This is a genomic window from Thermostichus sp. OS-CIW-29, from assembly GCF_054058195.1.
On the sequence record NZ_JBSSAB010000042.1, the window covers coordinates 1 to 20751 of the forward strand.

Genomic DNA, 20751 nt, shown 5'->3' on the forward strand with positions numbered 1-20751 from the left:
TCGGAAGCAGGAACCCGCCGAGACGACTGCGCAAGGAGCCATCCATGCGTAGCGTGGTAGGAATCTCCGGCCTTCAGGCCGGGGAGGATGTCAACACAGCTTGCCCTCAGGGTCAGCACAGGTGAGAATAAAAAAACAGAGAAGCCATCCTCAAGCTCATTTTTATCTGCCTGTGAATCCTGTTCGCACCCTCTCCGCCACCAAAGCGGCCTTTTTCAGCGCCTACCCTCGCCCGATCAACGCCGTCTATCGCCGGGTGGTGGAGGAGTTGTTGGTGGAGCTGCACCTGACCACCGTCAACAGCACCTTCGTCTACGATCCGTTTTTTGCCTTGGGGCTGGTCACCCTCTACGACGGGCTGATGGAAGCCTATCACCCCCCTGAGCAGCGAGAAGCCATTTTCAACGCCCTCTGTAAGGCTCTGCACCTCAAGCCGGAGGTGTTGCGCAAGAATGCCCGCGATCTGCTGGAGTTGATGGGAAGCGGGGATCCCCGTCAAAGACTTGATCTCCTCTGTCTCAAGCCAGAGGCGGAAGATGTGGGTGGGTTGAAAGCCATTTTGGAGCGCATGACTCAGCCGCCCTACGCCTACAGCCGGGTCTTAGCTGTTGGCCTTTACACAGCCTATGAAGTTGTGGCCAAGTCCCTTTACGAAGAACCAGAAGAACGCACCCGCCGCTTTTTGGAGAATGTGGTGAGCAAGCTGCCCTTTTCAACAGAGCGGGTGAGAAAAGATCTGGAGCTCTATCGCAGCAGTTTGGATCGCATGAAGCAGGCGCGGGCTGTGGTCGAGGAGATGGTAAAAGCCGCCCGGCGTCAGCAGGAACGCCGCCAATCGGCCGCCTCTTTGCCCGAGACTTCCCTCGGCGACCCAAGCAAGCCTGGCAGCTAAACCCCGGCCCTAAGCCAGATACTGAGCCCAAGTTTCCACCACCTCGGGGGATCCATACCAGCGCCGTCCACCCCGACCGGAATGGTAGCAGTTGGGCAGAGTGAGGTTAACAGCCCCCTGCAGGTGGGCAGCCTCGATGGGGGTAATGCCATCGCCCCACAATTCCCCCTGTCCAGCCGTGAGCCAATAGCTGTTGTAGGCCAGCCAAGCCAGATAATGCTCCTGTCGCCACAGGGATCCCAGACTCAACCTCTGCCCCTGGATGACCCTGCCCGCCACGCACACATATTTGACCTCGGGCCAAAAGGCCCCCGGATAGTGGGTGTTGACAAAGTCCAAATTGCGCTTCGTCCAGCGCTCCCGGCTGGTGTGGGGGGATCCCAAGCTAATCAGCGCAGCGACCTGCTCCCGCCCCTGCCACACCTGTCCCCCATAGGGCACGGATCCCAGGTAGATGCGGGCAATCCAGCCGCCGGCGGAGTGGGCCACCAGGTTAACTCGGTCAACCCCAAACTCAGCGCAGGTCTTTTGGATGGTCTCTCGAAGGGCCCACAGGATGGGAGTGACAGGCCTTCCCCCCAGCGTGGGAAACCAACTGCGCACCTGCAACGGCACCACCCGTGCCGCATAGCCGCGGGCTTCCAGCTCTTGGCGCAGGGGCTCATACTCCGACGCACCCGCCAGATAACCGGGCAAAATCACCACAGGGGCCATACGCTAGCGGGGATACCAGAACATGCCTTTGATCCCCTCAGGGTCGGCGGTGAAGCCCAGCCGTTCGTAAAAGCTGACCACTCCCTGATCGGCAAAAAGGGTGATGTTGCTGATGTCTCGGGCGCGCAGCTCGTGGATCACCTTTTCCATCAGCCGCTTGCCCAGACCCCTACCCTGGAAATCGGGATGAACCACCACATCCCAAATGGTGGCATTGAAAGCGTGGTCGGACGTTGCCCGGGCAAAGCCGATGAGGCGACGGTAGCTGCCCCGCTGCTGCCACATCGACACCACCAAAAAGCTGTGCTGCAGGGCTTTTCTCACCTTGTGAATGGGGCGACGCGACCACCCCACCGCATCGCAGAGCTCCTCTAGCTCGTACAGATCCAAGTTGGGATCCAAGCTGAAGAGGATTGTCTCCCCTCGTACCACCACCGTTTCCTGGCGACGGTCGGCCCTAGCTGTTTGCGCCGGCTCTTTGGTTGTAGCAGCTCCTGCTGACCCGAACAGGCCCTTCCAAAAACTCATGTGAATCGCTGCCGAGTGAAAGCTCACCCCTACTTTGGGTGAGCGTGTCCTCAGTATAGCCAGGATCGGTGGCGGAATTGTTTCCAATTTCTAGGGATCCCCCCGAAGGGGGAACCGCTTCAAAAGGCGCTGAAGGCCCAGGCCCAATCGGCGATGTTTCCAATTTCTAGGAATCCCCCCGAAGGGGGAACTTCACGAACAGCGTCGAGTACCTCCTGGATTGCACGTTTCCAATTTCTAGGGATCCCCCCGAAGGGGGAACCTTCTCTTCTCAAGGAGCATGGCTGGCCTCTTGAGGAGTTTCCAATTTCTAGGGATCCCCCCGAAGGGGGAACACGAAGAGCCGAAGTTGATCATCAGACAAATCAACGGAGTTTCCAATTTCTAGGGATCCCCCCGAAGGGGGAACCCGTACAGCGACAGGAGGCGACATGGGCCCCAGTGGAAGATGTTTCCAATTTCTAGGGATCCCCCCGAAGGGGGAACTGTATGTCAGCACCCCGCTCTTAAGTTGGAGACTCAAGTTTCCAATTTCTAGGGATCCCCCCGAAGGGGGAACCTCCCCTGGCGGCACGTTTAACCAGGGGACCGGGATGGTTTCCAATTTCTAGGGATCCCCCCGAAGGGGGAACTTCGCCTCAAGCCCACTTGGTTGCCCCAGTTAGATGGGGTGTTTCCAATTTCTAGGGATCCCCCCGAAGGGGGAACAGCGACAAGCAGAACGCCGGTTGTTAGAGGAGTCCAAAGGTTTCCAATTTCTAGGGATCCCCCCGAAGGGGGAACATCGACGGGTGCGTCTTGCTCATGCGGGACCTCCCGAGTTTCCAATTTCTAGGGATCCCCCCGAAGGGGGAACCTACAACATCTACATTGTTCAGATAGTTATGATCAGTGTTTCCAATTTCTAGGGATCCCCCCGAAGGGGGAACAATAGTAATAGCAAAAGCAAAAGCAAAAATACCCCGTTAATGTTTCCAATTTCTAGGGATCCCCCCGAAGGGGGAACTTTCGAGCCAACTCCAGGCTCGTTGGTCCAGATGGCCTAAATTGTTTCCAATTTCTAGGGATCCCCCCGAAGGGGGAACATCAGATTTCCACTTCCCCCGGGCTTCCCTAGACCAGTTTCCAATTTCTAGGGATCCCCCCGAAGGGGGAACTACCATAGATGTGCAGCTGCCGGTTACCGTGGTTATAGACCTGGGTTTCCAATTTCTAGGGATCCCCCCGAAGGGGGAACTCCACCCCTATTAAACCCAAGCAGGGCAAGGAATGCAAGACCCATTTGCGAGGGATCCGGAAAAAAGTCGGCAAAAAGAGCTGCGGCGAGGGGGTTTTGGGGCTGGAAAGCCTTGTGGCGCAAGGCATCGAGGGATCCGACGAAAGAATCGGCCTTTGCGGCTTTTGGCGGATCGCTCGCGGAGGCGTTGATACCGTTTGGGTGTTGTCTTGGAAACAAGGGTGAGTACCCGAGCCTCAACCGGAGTTTGCGGGGCTTGGCGATTGCCCAAGGCGTGCCCCCTAGCCGCGGGTGTAGCCGGCTGGGGGATGAAAGCAGATACGATGTTTTCAACTTTTCACAGTCGGAGAAATCTCATGAAAAAGTGGATTGCCTCGGCTACAACCCTACTCTGCTGTGTGCTTGTCCTGGTTCTGTTTTGGCCCCACGTTACCTCTGCCCAGAGGCAGACCCTCAATCTCTACATCTGGTCAGAATACATCGATCCCGACATCCTCACCGCCTTTGAAAAAGCCACCAATAGCCGCGTGCTGGTCAGCGTGTACGAATCCAACGAAGACATGGTGGCCAAACTGCGGGGGGGAGGCACCAGCCAGTACGACATTGTTGTTCCCACCGACTACATTGTGCCCAACATGTTGGAGCTGGGACTGCTGCAGCCTCTCAACAAAGAATTGATCCCCAACCTAAGCAACCTGGGCGAAAAATTTGTCGGCCTGCCCTTTGATCCAGAAAACACCTACACCGCCGCCTATCAGTGGGGCACCACCGGCATTGGCTACCGCAAAGACCGCCTGCCCGAAAACTTTGAACGCTCTTGGGGATTGATTTTCGACCCGCAGCAGCAGTATGGCCCCTTTGTGATGATCGACGAGATGCGCTCCATGATCGGCGCTGCTGCCGTTTACCTGGGCTTCGATATGAACACCACCGTTCGCTCCGAACTGCAGCAGATCCAGCAGCTTTTGATCGACACCAAGCGCCGCAGTGCCGGCCTAATTGGGGGCGTGGGGGGCAAAAACCAACTGGTTTCTGGAACGGCCAATGTAGCCATTGTCTACAGCGGCGATGCCCTGCAAGCTGCCGAAGAAAACCCCAACATCGGCTATTTTGTCCCCCGCGAGGGTGCCCACATTTGGCTGGATGTAATGGCCATTCCCGCCCAGGCCCCCAACCCCGAGCTGGCCAATCGCTTCATCAATTTCATCCTGGATGCTGAAGTCGGCGCTCAACTGAGCAACCACAACCGCTTCGCCACCCCCAACGCTGCAGCTCTGCCCATGATCAACCCAGAAGATCGGCAAAACCCGGCCATCTACCCTGACGAAGAGGCCCTGGCCAAACTCACCTACCTTAAAGTGCTGTCAGGGGAAGAGCTGCGCCTCATCGACGCCCTCTGGACAACCGTGAAAAGCAGCTAGGGATCCCTTGTTAGCTCTCGACATAAAACTTGACAATTTTTAATATCTGAGCCACATTAAAGATGTCACCCGTTGATGGAGCTAGAACCATGGAAAACCAAGAAGCTAAGTTTGGCTTTACCACCTTCGCCGAAAAATGGAATGGCCGTTTGGCAATGTTGGGCTTTGTGATTGGCGTTGCGACCGAGTTGCTGACCGGCCAAGGGATCCTCTCTCAAATCGGCCTGATGTAATCCCGGTGGGCCTACGACACTGCTGTAGATCCTTGCTTGCCTGGCTGTAGTTTCCACCCTCTGCAAAGCAGCCAGGCTTTCGCATTGCCCTCGATTCTGGATTTAGGTCTGAATGAATCCAAATGGAAGTGGAAGCGAAATGCAGGCTGTTAAGTCCAGCTTCCACTGCCTTGCTTCTGCCGCTGACTCTCCTCTTCCACTGGGAGAGGGGCGGGGAGTGAAAGCTAGCAGCGCAGAAGGCTTGGGATCCCTAGGAATCTACTCTTCCAAATCCTGCAAGTACTGGCGGATATCGGCCAAGATGCGTTCTAGGTCTTCTGGGGCCTGGAGAGCGCGTGCCCATTCTAGGTCATGACCACCTTGGGATCCCTGCTGGGCCAGCGCCACTCCTAAGTGTTCCAGCTCGCGAACCACTTGGCAAAAAGCGTTGGCTCCCACATTGGAGCTGGCTCCTTTGAGGCGATGAGCGATCCGCCGCATTCTTTCTGCGTCGTAACCGGCAATGGCTTGGCGCAATTGCGGAAGCTGGGTTTCGCAATCTTGGATGAACACCTGCAATAGCTCTCGCTGAAACCCCCGATCCCCGCCGGAAACCTGATCCAGGTAGGCAGAGTCGATGGGGTAGGGCTGGGTGGGAGAAGAGGGATCCCGGCTCTCAGCGGGGGAAGCTGGAGAGGCTGCTTCAGAAGCGGCTTGGTTGGAGGATCCCCCTGCAGACTGGGCAATCACCTGGCTCCAGTGGTTGAGCAACCTTTGCAAATCTTCCTTCAGCACCGGCTTGCTGAGATAGTCGTCCATACCTGCCTGCAGGCAGCGCTCCCTATCCTCCTGCATGGCGTTGGCCGTGATGGCAATCACCACTGTGCGGTGGCCGGATCTCCGTTCCTGTTGGCGTAGGCGGCGGGTGGCCTCGTAGCCGTCCATCACCGGCATTTGGCAATCCATGAGAATAAGGTCGTAGCTGACCTTCTGCAGGAGATCCAACACCTCCTGACCGTTGGCCACCACATCGGCCTTGTAGCCCAAACTCTCGAGCTGGCGCAAAGCCACCTTTTGGTTGACGGGGTTATCCTCTGCCAGCAAAATGCGCAGCGATTGACGGGGACGATCCTCCCTGGGGGTCGTCTGAGGGAGGACGGGACTCATTCCCAAGAGCGAAGTGGATAAACCAGAAGATTTCCCCAGGGCCATGACCAGCGCTTCCTGCAGACGGCTTTGTTTTACCGGCTTAACCAAGTAGGCGGCAAAGCCAATTTCAGCAGCGCGGCGGGAGTGCTCCCCCAGTCCCAGGGAGGTCATCATCACCAGTTGCGTCTCGGCCAGTTGCGGATCTGCCTTGATCCAGCGGCCCAAGGTCTCCCCATCCACCTCTGGCATTTGCATATCCAAAACGGCCAGGGGGAAGGGTCTGCCTTCCCGAACGGCTTGGCGCAGTTTGTCCATAGCCTGATAGGCATTTTCGGCCTCTTCCACCACCATTCCCCAAGTCGTGGCCTGGCAGCGCAGGATCTTGCGATTGGTGGCATTGTCGTCCACCGCCAACAGCCGCTTGCCCTGCAAATCCACCGGGATGCGAGCAGAAGGCTGGGAAAGCTGCTGGACGTAGGGCTGCCGCTCCAGAGTCAGCTCGACGCTGAAGGTGCTGCCCTGTCCCTCCTGGCTTTGCAACGAGATGGTTCCCCCCATCAGTTCTGTCAGTTGTTTGCAGATGGCCAAGCCCAGTCCCGTACCTCCGTATTTGCGGGTAGTAGAGGCATCCACCTGGCTAAACGGTTGAAACAGCTTGCTCTGCGCCGCCGCCGGGATCCCGATCCCGGTATCTCTCACCGAGAGCTTGAGGTGGGCATGGGTAGCGGTTTCTTGCAGCACCTCTGCTTGGATCACCACCTCCCCCTGGTGGGTAAATTTAATGGCATTGCTCACCAAGTTGTTGAGGATTTGCCGCAGACGCGAAGCATCTCCCCGCAGGTAGCGCGGCACTTCCGGTGGCATGAGCACCGCCAGCTCCAATCCCTTGGCGTGGGCAGTGGGGGCAAACAGATCCGCCACCTCCTCCAGACACGAGCGGAGATCGAAATCCAGGATCTCCAGCTCCATTTCCCCGGCCTCCAATTTGGAGAAGTCCAGGATGTCGTTGATGAGGGTGAGCAGGGCATCGCCACTGATGCGGATGGTCTCTACAAAGTCCCGCTGTTCTGCATTGAGGGGGGTCTCCAGCAGCAGGCCCGTCATCCCCAGTACCGCGTTCATGGGGGTGCGGATCTCGTGGCTCATGGTGGCTAAGAAGCTGCTTTTGGCCTGTGCAGCCTGCTCAGCTGCTTTGCGGGCCTGCTCCAGCTCCAGGCTGCGCTTTCTCTCCCGTTCCAAAAGGGCTGCCTGGGTGAGGGCAATGCCAATTTGGTTGGCCAACTGCGACAGCAGCTCCATCTCAAAGGGTTGCCACTGACGGGGCCCGGAGCACTGGTGGGCCAGCAACAACCCCCACAACTGCTGCTCCAAAAACAGCGGCACCACCATGTTGGCCCTGACCTGCATTTTTTGCAGCAGCTCTAGGTAACAAGGCTCCAGTCCTTCACTTTCCACATCGCTAACAACGCGAACGCGGCCCTGGCTGTAGAGCTGGGCGTACTTTTCCTGAAAACAGGGATCCTCGATCACCTCTCCCAGCAAGGAGGGGATCCCCGGCTGAGTTTTCTCGTTGGAGATGATCCCAGAACCATCCGGCTGGAAGCGGTAGACCAAGACTCGGTCGGCTTTGAGCAGGGCTTGGATTTCTGTTACCGCCGTCTCTAGGATCTCGGCGATATCCAAAGATTCGCGGATCTTCAAGCTGAGATTCGCCAGCAACTGAGCCCGGCGGTTTTGCCGCTCCAATTCCTCTGCCGCTTTCTTCTGCTCAGTAATGTTGCGGAAGATGCCTCGCGTAGCCACCATCACTCCATCTTCAAAGCGGCAGCTGACATTGCCCTCCAACCAAACAGTTTCACCAGTGGCCGTGAGGAAAGCTGTCTCTACCCTCTCCAGTTTCTCCCCTGCTAGAAGCTTCTGGAAAAGAGCCTGGCAGTGCTCTCGGCAGTCGGGATGGAGAATGTCGAAGAGGGTCATTTGATAAACTTGAGCTTCGTCATAGCCCAAGGTCTCTTTCCAAGCGCGGTTGACATATAAAAAGTGCCCTTCAGCATCCACGCTCTGGATGAGGTCAGTGGCATTTTCAAAGAGATCCCGGTAGCGCTCTTCGCTTTCTTTCAAGGCCAGCTCCGCCAGCTTGCGGTCGGTGATGTCGATGCCGGTGCCCATGACAAACTCCACCTCGCCGGCAGCGTTGATTAGGGCGGTGTTAGACCAAGAAATAAGCCGCAGTGCCCCTTGCTTGGTGCGCCAAAAATTCTCATGGCGATTCAAAAAGAGGGAATGATTGCCCTTGAGCTGTTCAAAAGCTTGCTTCACACCAGGCACATCTTCCGGCGGGATCAAACCCAAATCCCACAGCAGCCGGTTCTTAACTTCTGCCAGCGAGTAGCCAGAAAGCTGCTCGGCAGCGCGGTTGAAGCGCAGGATACGCCCTTCTGGATCCATGACCACCACCAGCGCCCCTGCCGTATCGATAACCGCGTTGGTAAAATCCCGCTCTTGCTTGAGGGATCGTTCTGCCTCTTCCCGCTCGGCAGTCTCCCGGCGGATGAGGAAGTAAACCGAGGCCAAAACCAGGTAAGTAAAAATGAGCCCGCCAAAAGCAATGAGATTGGTTCTAACCCAGGCAAACTGAAATTCCTGGCTGCGTTGCTGCAGAAGGCGATTTTCCTCCTGCTGGAGCACCAGGATCAAATCGGCAATTTGCTCCACCAACCTTGGCCCTTCGCTGCTTTCCAGGGCTTCCTGGGTGGCGAGTAGCCCCTCTTGCTCCCTCAGCCGGATCAAGTCTTGGATGACTCGTAGCCGTTGCTCCAGCAGCAGCTCTAGGCGCTTCAGGCGCTCTTGCTGCAGGGGGTTGTCGACAGTCAGTTCCTGCAGCAGGCGCAGACGGGTAGAGATTGCTTCAAGGCTGTCTTGGTACTCACCGAGGTAGCGAGGATTATCGGTCAGAAGATAGCCACGTTTACCGGCCTCGGCGGCGCGGGTTTCCGCCAGCAATCCTTCCAAGTTTTGGATCACTTTTAGAGTGTGGGCCACTCGTTCTGTAAGCTGCGGCAGTTGAGAGGCATTCCGCTGAGCTGAGTAGGTGATCCCGCCCAAAAGCAAGGCAGCCAGGCCAAAACCGGCGGTAACTTTGAGGAGAAAGCGGTTTTTGCGGGCAGGTTTAGTATCCCCCGACTTAGGCAGCAGAGGCGTCTGAGCCAGTTCCCTCAAAGTACGGCGCAGCTCCAGTTGGGCCACCACCTGATGGGCCAGGGCTTGTAATTGCTCCAGTTGTTCTGGGGTCAGGTGCCGAGGCTGATAATCGACAACGCAAAGCGTGCCCAGGGCTTGCCCTTCTGGAGTTACCAAGGGAATGCCAGCGTAAAAGCGAATGTGGGGCTCTTGAGCGACAAACGGGTTATCGGCAAAGCGCGGATCCTGAGTGGCATCGGGCACCACCAGCGGCTCTTTAGGCGACAAGATGGCGTGGGCGCAGAAGGCCACATCCCGGGGAGTCTCCTGCACATCGACGCCGAATTTGGCTTTAAACCACTGGCGGTGTTCGTCGATAAGGCTGACCAGAGCAATGGGCGTGCCGCAGATGTAGGCGGCAAGGCGGACGAGTTCGTCAAAGCTGTTCTCAGGAGCGGTGTCCAAAATCTGATACTGCCGCAGGGCAGCCAGCCGCTGCTCTTCGTTGGGAGGGAGGGGGGCCTTAGGCATAGGTCAAACTAAGCGGAGAGAAAGGGATCCCGATCCACCGATCTCGGAGGTCGATAGTCTCAAGGTAAAAGAGGTAACCCCAGCATAACTTCCAAGCCTCTCCACCGGAAGCTACAGGGATCCGATCCCCAAACCAGCTTCCCGTTGGTTCAGTTCGCTACATTTTCACCACGCCTGCGTCAGCTACTCTAGCTCCTGCAAACGAGCCAAAATAAGGGTCTGAGCCGTGGCCCGTCCAGAGCCGCCGCGGGCAGAAGGGAAAAAGACTTACCGGATCCCAGTTTCAGTATTTATACTGATGTCAAAGATGAGAAAGCTCAATAAGCTTCCTCTGATGCATTTGGTTTCACTCATCCTATAAATAATCAAATCCTAACATTTTTAAGCAAGCTTCGAGTTGAAATTTCTCAACGGAAGGCTTACTATTCAAAAGAGAGACGAGCTTTGTAAAGGGGGAATACTCTCAGTCATGCAAAAACTCCAAGACAGTTTGGTAAAAGCTCTGAGCATCGATGGAGCACTGGGGGTGGCGCTGGGGGACTGGAAAACAGGGATGTGCTTGGGATATAAGGGCACCAACAGCCCCGCTTTTCCTGAAGCTAACTTGGAGCTGGCAATCGCCGGAAACACAGAAGTGATTCGCGCTAAGATGCGAGTCGCGGAGTCACTTAAGTTCACCGACAGAATTGAAGAGATTTTAATCATCCTGGAAACTCAGTACCATCTAGTGCGTACGCTTAAAACCATAAACGGCCTATTTTTCTACCTAGCCTTAGACCGAGAAAAAGGGAACTTAGCTCTTGCCCGCATTAAACTCAGTCAAATTGAGAGCGAATTGACCCTCTAAGGGCAACTTGAAAGAGATGAAGCATCACGGCGAGCAGGGAGTCTAATTTGGCCGTGGAGCTACACCCCCAATACTTATCCTTGGCCGACAGGGCATGTCGGCATAGCTTAACCTAAGTGTTGAAGGAAAGAGAGTGCGGAACCGGGGACTTGAACCCCGATGGCATTGCTGCCACTAGAACCTGAATCTAGCGCGTCTACCATTCCGCCAGTTCCGCGGTGATCTACAAGTGTGCCCAAAGCAGGGGATCCCTGTCAAGGCTGGCAAAAGGGATCCCTTGCCGGCGGCTCTATCTGTGCTAAGCTCTGCTGCGCACAAGATTAAAGCCGATAACGCTGACCTTGGCCGACTTTACCTTCACCTGCGAGGGCACCTGCCCCCATACCCAAGCGCGGGCGGGATACTTCGTCACCCCCCACGGCGGGATCCCTACTCCTTGCTTTATGCCGGTGGGAACTTTGGCCAACGTGAAAACCCTCACCCCGGCCCAGCTCAAGGAGACAGGTGCCCACATCATCCTCAGCAACACCTATCATCTCCACCTGCAACCTGGCGAAAGCATCATTCAAGCGGCAGGGGGGCTGCACCGCTTTATGGGCTGGTCGGGCCCCATCCTTACCGACTCAGGGGGCTTCCAGGTCTTCAGCCTCAGCGCCATTCGCCAAATCAACGAGGAGGGAGTGACGTTCCGCTCTCCTCGCGATGGCCGCATCATTCACTTCACCCCAGAGCTATCCATCCAGATTCAAAACGCCCTGGGGGCCGACATCATCATGGCCTTCGACGAGTGCCCGCCCTACCCTGCCAGCCCTGAGGAAGTGGAAGCAGCGGTGCGGCGAACCACCCAGTGGCTGAAACGCTGCGTGAAAGCCCATCGTCGCTCAGATCAGGCTTTGTTTGGCATTGTGCAGGGGGGAGTTTACCCTGAGCTGCGCCGGCGGGCGGTGGAAGAGGTCTGTCGGTTGGATCTGCCGGGCTATGCCATTGGCGGGGTGAGTGTGGGGGAGCCGGTCGAGTTTATGCACGCCGTTGTGCGGCAAACAGCCCCTCTACTGCCGGCAGATCGCCCCCGTTATCTCATGGGGGTGGGCACCTATGCCGAGATGCGGGCCGCCGTGGCCGCCGGAGTGGATTTGTTTGACTGCGTGATCCCCACCCGTTATGCCCGCCATGGCACGGTGATCAGCCGGGGCAAACGCTGGAACATCAAAAATGCCGAGCACCGCCGCAGCCTGGATCCCATCGATCCCGACTGTCCCTGCTACACCTGCCGCCACTTCAGCCGCGCCTACTTGTGTCACCTCATCCGCGCGCAAGAGATCCTGGGCTATACCCTGCTTTCTATCCACAACATCACGGAGCTGATGCGCTACACCCAGAAGATGCGTCAGGCCATCTTGGAAGGCAAGTTTCACGAGAACTGGGATCCCTGGAGCTAAGCCGGCCGGGAGATTTGTCTGGAAGCATCTGATCCATTTTGGTAGAATAAGTACATGGGATAGTACGTGCATGTACGTGCATTTAAGCTATCCCATGTAGCCGCAGGAAGGAGTCAGATCATGGCTATCCGAACCCTCAGCAGCGTGATTGAACAGCACATCGCCGGCCTTCCGGGCTTGATTGCTGTTTTGATAGGGCGGGCCACTGATGGTGCTACAGTAGCCAAAGTAACCTACGTCAGCGATTCCCAAGAGGAGCAAGCCCTAGAACGTTTGGGCACCTACGCCGGCGACCTAGTCCAGGCCAACAGTCGTCTATGCCAGCTTGTCAGCTCTGACCAAGAGGCGGACTACCTTTTGGCCGGCACTTCGGCGTTGCGGGTTGTCATCAAAGCGTTTCCCAGAAGCCCCTACTTTGTGTTACTCCTGACCCGTTCCATCACCGACCTCAGAGCCATTTCAGAGCGCATCAAAGCCATTCTGATTGACGGAAAGCCGCTACTGCCCCCTGTGCAGGACAGCACCATGTCTTTGGCTCAGGCTCTGATGGACTATGCCAAGCGCTACGCTCCGGATCCCAACTTTGTGGCTCTGCGCCTGTCTTTGAAAACGGGCCTAGACCGCAACCGTCTCGAAAAGGGCACCCTGACCCGGCAGGAGCTGCGCATTCTTTACAAAGCGGTAGCAGATCTTTTGGGCCGAGAGCGTCTGCCTATTGCCATGCCGGCCTGAGTAGTTCAAAATAGCTAGCAAGCTTTGTCCAGGGGTAGTTGCTACACGTGGAAGGCTTTTTTAGGTTTACTCTAAGTTTATTTGCTCGCGCTTAAACCCTTTCATCTCGACTGCGACCGCAGGCTCGTCTCTTGAAGGCTGAGTTTGGGGGACGGGCAGCCTCTTGCAATCTCAATCTCTATCTGGAGGCAAACTGGTGACCATACGTACCCTTATCAGTGTGGTTGAGCAGCACATTGCCGGTCTTCCGGGCTTGATCGCAGCTTTGGTGGGGCGAGTAACCGATGGGGTTGCAGTGGCTAGGGTTGCGTACACCAACGATGTGCAGGAAGAGATCTCCCTGGAACAGTTGGGCAACTACGCAGCTGACTTGATACAGGCCAACAATCGCCTCTGCCAGTCGGCAAGCCCTGACCAAGAGGCGGACTACCTTTTGGCCGGCACGTCGGGGTTGCGGGTTGTCATCAAAGCATTTCCCAAAAGCCCCTACTTTGTTTTATTTCTAACTCGCTCTCACACTGACCTCAAGGCAATTTCAGAGCGTGTCAAAGCCATCCTCATCGACGGAAAGCCGCTGTTACCCCCCTTTCAGGACACCACCACATCCACTACTCAGGCTTTGGTGAGCTATGCCAGGCGCTACGCTCCGGATCCCAACTTTGTGGCCATGCGCCTGTCTTTGAAAACAGGTCTAGACCGCAACCGCCTTGAAAAAGGCACCCTGACCCGGCAGGAGTTGCGCATTCTCTACAAAAGGCAGTGGCCGATCTTTTGGGCCGAGAGCGTCTGCCTATTGCCATGCCGGTTTGAGTAGTCGAGAATAGCTGGCGAGGTTTGTCTGAGGGCAGTTGCTGCGCTTGTGGGATCCCCTATTGTTTATCTGAGTTCACTTGCCTATGCTTGAGCATCTACATCTCGACCGCGACCGTAAGCTCATCTCCCTGTTTGGAGAGCCGGTTATCTTCCACTGCCATCACTACAACCTATTCCTGCAGCAGACTATTGAAGATCCCGACTGGATCGATGGAGTAGGGATCCTGCGCACCGCAGCCCAGGAGATCTTTTACAGTCTTCTGTACGGAGCTTTCAAGGCTCTTGGCATTCAGGAGACCCAAGAGCGCCTGGCAGTGGCAGCTCAGATCTTCAGTTTTTTAGGATTTGGGCGGCTGGCGTTTGAGGTGACACCTTCAGGCGGGGAAGTGCAGCTTACCCATTCTCACTATGCAGAAGGTTGGCTGAGCAAGTACGGAGAGCAGGTCAGCCGCACGCGCCCGATTGACCACTTGGCGGTGGGCTATGTGGCAGCAGCTCTGGATGCCACGTTTGGCGAGCTGGGGAGCTACACGGCAGAAGAAACGGAGTGCATGGCCGTTACCCGTAAGGATCACTGTGTAATCCAGGTTACTCGGCTGCCGCGGCCCCAGTTGTTGACTCCCAGTCCAGGCATGGGCAAGCTTATTGAGCAGCCAACCCAGTTCCCGCAGCCCGTAACGGCAGTGGACTATGACGCGGTCAACGAAGCTCTGTGGGGCCTGCCTTTGGCCGGAGATGAGCGGGGGCAAATTCGCGCGTTTAACGTGTTGCTAACGCGCATGCCTGCCAACTACTACAACCGCATTCAGTATCGCTTTTTACAGGAGCTGAAGGCGGTGCAGGCTGAGCTGATGGGGGTGGGGGAAGCTCTCATCCGCGAGTCGGGGCATGTTTGTGTCTTCTACACCTTCGGCAACATCATGGAATCGGTGGAGTGGGAAACCCTTGTGGGGCCGATGCTGGAGAAGGACACGGACTGGATCCACGGCGGCTATGCGGTGGCCAGCAGCCTGGGGTGGGGTCGCTGGCAGGCTTTGGAGGTGGTGAGCGGCGAGTCTTGCCGGGTGGCCATTGACGGCAACTACGAAGCCAACTACTTTTTGGCTTCCTACCCACGGGCAGAAGATCCCGCCTGCTACTTTGCCCAAGGGGCGGTGCCGGCGATGATGAATCTGGTCTACAACGGCAACATTCAGCAGAAGCCGGTTTTGGATCAAGTCTTCTACAACCGCCTCTTCCAGCGGGGTGGGCTCTTCCACGGCCAGGAGACCAAAGCCAGAGAGCAAGGGGATCCCTGGTGCGAGTTCTACGCCGCTCGCGTCAGCGGGACGGAGTCCTTGCGGATGTAGGGATCCATGCAGGTGCGTATCCTCAGGCGGCGGGAGTGTGGGGCTGGGTGGGCCACTGACCTGCTGCTGCCACGTTGCCTTGTCTGGTCGGAGGTAGAGGCTCTGGCCCAGGAATGGGGAGCCGCTTGTCGCTGTTTTCAAGGGCAACTGGTGTGGCTGGATCTGCCCTCAGGCCGGATTACGGCTTCGTTGCGGGTGCCCCGCCTAACGTTGCGACTCCACGATGCTAACGCTGAGGCGCAGATCTTAAATCGTTTGCAGCAGTTGGCCAAGTCTTCTGGTTCCCAGACAGAGGGAAGTTAAGGGCAAAACGAGAAGTTTAGCTTGGCACCGACATTTTGCGGCAGACTATCGACCAATGCAGGATCGACTTTCCAGGAGTGACATGCGCCCACCAAGTTCGAGCCTGCTGAGGAACTGGGAGCCGCGTTCATACTCGCTCATAGTCATAATGTATGCAGCATGCATGCAGCTCGGTACCTACCTTGCCATAGCAAAGAGAGCGCTCCATTCTTGGTTGGGCACACCCGGCTTGGCGATGATCTCAAGGATGCGATTTTGGGCGGCGGGCTGGAATAAACTTTCGACGGCCACTTGGGCTACTTTCGTGCGGGGGATGCTGCCGTCAAAGAGGGTATCCGCCTTGGATAGGACAATGCCATCGTCGTTGTCTTGGTTTTTTAGGCCCCCCGGTCGAACGATGGTGTAGGTGAGGCCGCTCTTTTGCAAGTATTCTTCTGCCCGTTTTTTCCACACCAGGATCAGCCAAAACAAGTTGAGGGGATGGAACAGCTGGGAAACACACAGGGAAGAGATTAAAACAAAGTGTTGGATCCCTTTTGCTTTGGCCACATCGACCAGGTTCTTGGTGCCTTCATAGTCGACTCGGTAGGGCTGAAAGGGATCCCAACTGGGCCTGGCCCCAGTGGCACAGAACACCACCGTGCATCCTTCCATGCCCGTCTCCAGCGTGGCCGGATCCAGCACATCCCCCACCACCACTTCCGCTTCGCGGGGCAGAACTCGAGCGGCCAGCTCGCGGCTGCGCACCAGCGCCCGCACTCGGATGCCGCGGCCCACCAACTCTTTGACAATGCGGCGCCCGGTTTCTCCCGTAGCCCCTGCAACAAAAGCCTGCATAAGTCTCTCCTGCAAAGCTGCTTATACCCGGCGTAGCTATTCGAGGATTTGCGGTGGCCCCATCTGCCATTATCTTCCCAAAATCGGCCTCAGGTTCCATCCTTTCCATGACAGGATGGTAGGGATCCTGCGCCCCAGTTCACCCAGTTCATCAGATGGTTGCCCAAGCTGCTCCTACCGCCTACGAGGCCCAAACCCAAGCTCTTGCCCAATCTCTGTTCGCCTCTCTTTCGGGAGAGAGGCGATCCCTGCTGGCCCAGTGGCGGGATCAACTGCGCTGGGAGGACAAGCTGCTGGCCTGGGCGATGGAGAACCCCCACCTGCGCACCCAGTTGTTCCGCTTGATTGATGTCTTGCCCAGCTTGAAAAGCAAGGCTGAGGTGGCCCGCCATTTGCAGGAGTATCTCTTGGATCCGGCAGTAGAGTTGCCGGGGATGCTGAAGAGCCTGCTCAACTTTGCAGACCCCGACTCCCTGCCAGGGCAGTTGGCTGCCACCACCCTAACCGCTGCCGTGGAAGCCTTGGCCCGTCGCTACATTGCCGGAGAAACCCTGCAACAAGTCAGCAAAACTCTGGAAGCTTTGCACCGGCAGGGTATGGCTTTCACCCTGGATTTGCTGGGGGAAGCCGTCATCACCGAAGCGGAAGCCCAATCCTATCTGGATCGCTATCTGCAGGTGATGGAGCATTTGGCAAAGATGGTCAAAACCTGGCCACAACCGCAGCCGGTGCCGCAAGTGTCGGTAAAGCTGACAGCCTTCTATTCCCAGTTCGATCCCATCGATCCCCTGGGGGCCAAAACCAGAGTGGGGGAACGGATTCGCATCCTGTTGCGCCGGGCAGAAGCTCTGGGAGTCGGGATCCATTTCGACATGGAGCAGTACCGCTACAAATCCCTCACCCTGGCCATTTTGCAGGAGCTGCTGCTGGAGCCGGAGTTCCGAGGCCGCACCGACGTTGGCCTGACGCTGCAGGCCTACCTGCGGGATAGCTACACCGATCTGCAAAACCTGATCGCCTGGGCCAAAGAGCGGGGATCCCCGGTGACGGTGCGCTTGGTCAAGGGGGCATACTGGGATCAAGAGACCATCTTGGCGGCGCAAAAGCACTGGCCACAGCCGGTTTACAACAGCAAGTCTGCTACCGACGCCAACTTCGAGCGCATGACCCAGCTTTTGTTGGAGCACCACACCCATCTCCACGCCGCCATCGCCAGCCACAATGTGCGCTCTCAGGCCAAAGCCATCGCCATTGCCCAAGCCCTGGAGGTGCCCCAGTCTGCTTTTGAACTGCAGGTGCTCTATGGCATGGCCGATCCCCTGGCCAAGGCCCTGGTGCAGAAGGGACAGCGGGTGCGGGTGTACTGCCCCTACGGGGAGCTGCTGCCGGGCATGGCCTACCTGATCCGGCGCTTGCTGGAAAACACCGCCAACACCTCTTTTCTGCGGCAAAGCGTTCAGGGCTACAACCCCGAGCAGCTGTTGGCCCCACCGGTCTTGGAGGAGGGATCCGTTTTTCCAGCTCCTTCCCTCTCGTTTGCCGCCGCTCCCGATACGGATTTCAGCCAGCCCCAGCAGCGGGATCCCTTTTTTCAGGCATTGGACGAGATCCGGCCTCAACTGGGTCAGAGGGTTCAGCCCTGGATTGCCGGAGAATATCGCCCCACCCAACAAGCCATGCTCTCCCTCAACCCTGCGGATCCCCAACAGGTGGTAGCGGAAATTGGGTTGACCGAGCCGGAACAGGTGGAGCAAGCCTTGGCAGCGGCCCAAGCCAGCTTCCCCAGCTGGAGGCGCACCCCTGTGGCTGTGAGGGCGGGGATCCTGCGGCGGGTGGCGGAGCAAATCGAAGCCCAGCGGGCGGAGCTGGCTGCCTGGATGGTGCTGGAGGTGGGCAAGCCCATTGCCCAGGCCGATGGGGAAATTTCTGAGGCCATCGATTTTTGCCGCTACTACGCCCAGCAGATGGAGGCCCTGGATCGGGGACGGGAGTGCAACCTGCCCGGCGAAACCAACCATTACCACTACCAGCCCCGCGGTGTGGCGGTGGTGATCGCCCCCTGGAACTTCCCCCTCTCCATCCCCTGTGGCATGACAGCGGCGGCTTTGGTGGCCGGAAACTGCGTGCTCCTCAAGCCGGCGGAGCAATCTTCGCTGATCGCCGCCAAACTGGCGGAGTTTATCCTCAAGGCCCTTGCCGAAGCTGGGATCCCGGAGGGTGTCTTTCAATTCCTGCCGGGGGTGGGCGAAGCCATCGGCCCCCTGTTGGTTCAAGACCGGCGGGTGCACCTGATTGCCTTCACCGGATCCCAGGCGGTGGGTTGCCAGATCCTCGCCCAAGCCGCGCAACTGCAGCCGGGCCAGCACCACATCAAACGGGTCATTGCCGAGATGGGGGGCAAAAACGCCATCCTCATCGACGAAAGCGCCGACCTGGATCAGGCGGTCAAAGGAGTGGTCAACTCCGCCTTTGGCTACAGTGGCCAGAAATGCTCCGCCTGCTCGCGGGCGATCGTTTTGCAGTCCATTCACGACCTGTTCTTGGGGCGGCTCATCGAGGCGGTGCGCTCTTTAAATGTGGGGGATCCAGCCCACCCCAGCACCCAAGTTGGCCCGGTCATCGATGCAGAGGCCCAAGCTCGCCTGCAACAGGCCATTCAATCGGCTAAGGCTGATGCCCGCCTCGACCTCAGCCTGCCCGTGCCGGAAAAAGGCTACTTCGTCGGCCCCACTGTGTTCAGCCAGGTGGATCCCCAGTCAGAGCTGGCGCAGCGGGAGCTGTTTGGCCCGGTTTTGGCGGTGATCTCAGCGCCGGACTTTTCTTCTGCTCTGCAGATGGCCAATGCCACCCCCTACGCTCTCACCGGCGGCCTCTACAGCCGCACCCCTTCTCACATTCAACAGGCTCGCCGGGACTTTGCCGTCGGCAACCTCTACATCAACCGCGAGATCACCGGGGCGCTGGTGGAGCGGCAGCCCTTCGGCGGCTTCAAGCTCTCCGGCGTGGGATCCAAAGCCGGCGGCCCCGACTACCTGCTGCAATTTTTAGAGCCGCGCACCGTAACCGAAAACACGCAACGGCAGGGCTTTGCTCCCATCGAGGGATCCTGAGGATAGGGCTTGGGAAAGCTCATTGGACAGGCTTGGCTACATCCCCAACCTTGAAGCCTGCCCCGCTGAGAATGCGTCCCACACTGGAGCTGTCATCCACCTCCGTCAGTTGGACCTGTCCGGCTGGCTCAGTCAATTTGCGCAAGACTGTCCCCGTGGCCGGATCCTTCACCTCGCGGACGACGCGCTCCACAGAAAGAATCAATCCCACCCGATAGCCATCGCGGCTGCCCTTGTTCAGGATCACCTGGTTGCCGTAGACATCCGCCACCAAGGCGTCAACCGTTGGCAGAGAGCGAGGCTGAGCTGCCAAGCGCCCGGCAAAACCGGCCAACTGCTGGGCAATTTGCTCCACCGCTTGTTGGCTTGCCAATACCAACAGCTTCTCTTCGTTGCTGGTGGCGGATCCCCCGCCAAAGCCGGCAACCGTGACCGTGCTATCCGACTGGCTGGCGTTGCCTTTGCCCTCGACCACGGCCAAGATCTCGGCAGTACTGGTGCTCACCAAGCGGGCATTCAGCTGCACGTTGGCATCGGCATCCACTGACTCAGCGCCCACCGCCAGCGGGAAGCTGCCGAAGGGAGTTAAGACCGGTGCCCCACCCCCAGAACGGCGCACAGACACATCAAACTGGGTCACACTGCCGAGGATCACCGCATCGACCCCTAGGATCCGGCCTACCTGAGCAGCGGTGTTGGCATCCAGTCGACCGGATAGACCCAGGTTCTGCTCGGCCAAGATCGCGTCCAGCCGCGAGCGCTCGATGACGGAAAAGGTGCCATCTCTCACCAGCCGATCCACCAACAGGTCGCTCACCCCCCGAGAAGCCTCGCGGAAGCTGTAGGGATTGCTGAGGCTGCTGAAATCAAAGTCCAAGACTGCAATCCGAGGACGGGATGTGGGTTGCGGCGCTTGTCCCACCTGGCTGGGGGCAGAGAGGGTGCAGCGAATGTCTTGGGGAAATTGCTGGCAGAGGGCTGGATTGGCGGATTGGGCCACCACCGGGATCCCTGTCCAGCCTAGGCTTACCAAAGGGATCCCGAACAGCAAAACGGAAGAGAGGTTGCGCATGGTTAAACGATCTCCTAGATCTGGGAAGTGGCCACAGTTACTCTCAGCTTGCACCCAAAAGAGCTTCAGGGCGGTGACCGGTATCACCTGGCAGCTAAGGGCTAAGGATCCTGACGTCGCCTGTTCCCAGAAGATGCCCTACACTCTACCGACTACAAGGTTGTTGAAAAAAGGGATTGAGAAGGTTTGTATAGAAGAGTTGACAAATCTCAACCCTGTTGAGCAAAGGTACTCGCTCTCTGCAATTGACATCCTCCCCTGCCTAAAGGCCGGAGATTCCTACCACGCTACGCATGGATGGCTCCTTGCGCAGTCGTCTCGGCGGGTTCCTGCTTCCGACCGCCCGTGCAGTTCGATCCACAGGCCATCCGGGCTGACACGGGTG

At 57.7% G+C, this 20751-nt stretch carries 15 protein-coding genes, 1 tRNA gene and 1 CRISPR repeat array; of the genes, 10 read left to right on the forward strand and 6 right to left on the reverse strand.

The annotated features are described in order from the left end of the window. The first annotated feature begins 172 nt into the window (after positions 1-172). Positions 173-892 carry a photosystem II biogenesis protein Psp29 gene (gene psb29, locus ACVWZJ_RS12590; RefSeq protein WP_041436186.1) on the forward strand — a complete coding sequence of 240 codons (720 nt, stop codon included), beginning with the start codon at positions 173-175 and terminating at the stop codon, positions 890-892. A gap of 9 nt (positions 893-901) precedes the next feature. On the opposite strand, the gene ACVWZJ_RS12595 is transcribed toward psb29, so the two are convergent. Both ACVWZJ_RS12595 and ACVWZJ_RS12600 read right to left on the reverse strand, forming a co-directional pair. Next, a complete protein-coding gene (locus ACVWZJ_RS12595) occupies positions 902-1606 on the reverse strand; it encodes an esterase/lipase family protein (protein ID WP_011432154.1) in 705 nt (234 codons plus the stop codon). Between the two features lie 3 nt (positions 1607-1609). Next, positions 1610-2134: a GNAT family N-acetyltransferase gene (locus tag ACVWZJ_RS12600; RefSeq protein ID WP_414343795.1), complete on the reverse strand. Its 525-nt coding sequence runs from the start codon at positions 2132-2134 to the stop codon at positions 1610-1612. Between the two features lie 79 nt (positions 2135-2213). Further along, a CRISPR array of direct repeats spans positions 2214-3371; the repeat unit is 36 nt; unit sequence GTTTCCAATTTCTAGGGATCCCCCCGAAGGGGGAAC. A gap of 356 nt (positions 3372-3727) precedes the next feature. Between ACVWZJ_RS12600 and ACVWZJ_RS12605 the strand changes: the two genes are divergently transcribed. Beyond that, on the forward strand, positions 3728-4792 hold the full coding sequence (locus ACVWZJ_RS12605) for a polyamine ABC transporter substrate-binding protein (protein ID WP_148202683.1): 1065 nt from the start codon (positions 3728-3730) through the stop codon (positions 4790-4792). 89 nt (positions 4793-4881) lie between these two features. Next, entirely contained in the window at positions 4882-5025 is a 144-nt protein-coding gene (locus tag ACVWZJ_RS12610; protein ID WP_041436191.1) for a chlorophyll a/b-binding protein, read from the forward strand. Between the two features lie 258 nt (positions 5026-5283). On the opposite strand, the gene ACVWZJ_RS12615 is transcribed toward ACVWZJ_RS12610, so the two are convergent. Then, positions 5284-9864 carry a GAF domain-containing protein gene (locus ACVWZJ_RS12615; protein ID WP_457396268.1) on the reverse strand — a complete coding sequence of 1527 codons (4581 nt, stop codon included), beginning with the start codon at positions 9862-9864 and terminating at the stop codon, positions 5284-5286. A gap of 469 nt (positions 9865-10333) precedes the next feature. Here ACVWZJ_RS12615 and ACVWZJ_RS12620 point away from each other — a divergent pair, with 469 nt between their 5' ends. Next, positions 10334-10711 carry a hypothetical protein gene (locus tag ACVWZJ_RS12620; RefSeq protein ID WP_457396270.1) on the forward strand — a complete coding sequence of 126 codons (378 nt, stop codon included), beginning with the start codon at positions 10334-10336 and terminating at the stop codon, positions 10709-10711. A gap of 134 nt (positions 10712-10845) precedes the next feature. On the opposite strand, the gene ACVWZJ_RS12625 is transcribed toward ACVWZJ_RS12620, so the two are convergent. Next, positions 10846-10928: transfer RNA gene (locus ACVWZJ_RS12625), tRNA-Leu, on the reverse strand. 124 nt (positions 10929-11052) lie between these two features. On the opposite strand from ACVWZJ_RS12625, the gene tgt reads away from it, so the two are divergent. The 5 genes from tgt to ACVWZJ_RS12650 all read left to right on the forward strand — a co-directional run bounded on the left by tgt (position 11053) and on the right by ACVWZJ_RS12650 (position 15347). Further along, entirely contained in the window at positions 11053-12150 is a 1098-nt protein-coding gene (gene tgt / locus ACVWZJ_RS12630; protein WP_457396272.1) for a tRNA guanosine(34) transglycosylase Tgt, read from the forward strand. Positions 12151-12270: 120 nt separating this feature from the next. After that, positions 12271-12882: a hypothetical protein gene (locus ACVWZJ_RS12635; RefSeq protein ID WP_457396274.1), complete on the forward strand. Its 612-nt coding sequence runs from the start codon at positions 12271-12273 to the stop codon at positions 12880-12882. A 196-nt stretch (positions 12883-13078) separates the two neighbouring features. Next, the gene (locus tag ACVWZJ_RS12640) at positions 13079-13696 is read left to right on the forward strand and encodes a hypothetical protein (RefSeq protein WP_457396276.1); all 618 of its coding nucleotides are present in this window, start codon (positions 13079-13081) and stop codon (positions 13694-13696) included. 82 nt (positions 13697-13778) lie between these two features. Further along, positions 13779-15044, forward strand: a complete 1266-nt coding sequence (locus ACVWZJ_RS12645; protein ID WP_457396278.1) for a hypothetical protein — start codon at positions 13779-13781, stop codon at positions 15042-15044. Positions 15045-15050: 6 nt separating this feature from the next. Continuing rightward, entirely contained in the window at positions 15051-15347 is a 297-nt protein-coding gene (locus ACVWZJ_RS12650; RefSeq protein ID WP_414351089.1) for a hypothetical protein, read from the forward strand. Positions 15348-15524: 177 nt separating this feature from the next. On the opposite strand, the gene ACVWZJ_RS12655 is transcribed toward ACVWZJ_RS12650, so the two are convergent. Continuing rightward, positions 15525-16184, reverse strand: a complete 660-nt coding sequence (locus ACVWZJ_RS12655) for an SDR family oxidoreductase (protein WP_457396280.1) — start codon at positions 16182-16184, stop codon at positions 15525-15527. A 155-nt stretch (positions 16185-16339) separates the two neighbouring features. Between ACVWZJ_RS12655 and pruA the strand changes: the two genes are divergently transcribed. After that, positions 16340-19294 carry an L-glutamate gamma-semialdehyde dehydrogenase gene (gene pruA / locus ACVWZJ_RS12660; protein WP_457396281.1) on the forward strand — a complete coding sequence of 985 codons (2955 nt, stop codon included), beginning with the start codon at positions 16340-16342 and terminating at the stop codon, positions 19292-19294. A 19-nt stretch (positions 19295-19313) separates the two neighbouring features. Here the strand turns inward: pruA and ACVWZJ_RS12665 are convergent, their stop codons facing one another. Then, positions 19314-20366: a CsgG/HfaB family protein gene (locus ACVWZJ_RS12665; protein WP_457396283.1), complete on the reverse strand. Its 1053-nt coding sequence runs from the start codon at positions 20364-20366 to the stop codon at positions 19314-19316. Between the last annotated feature and the right edge of the window lie 385 nt (positions 20367-20751).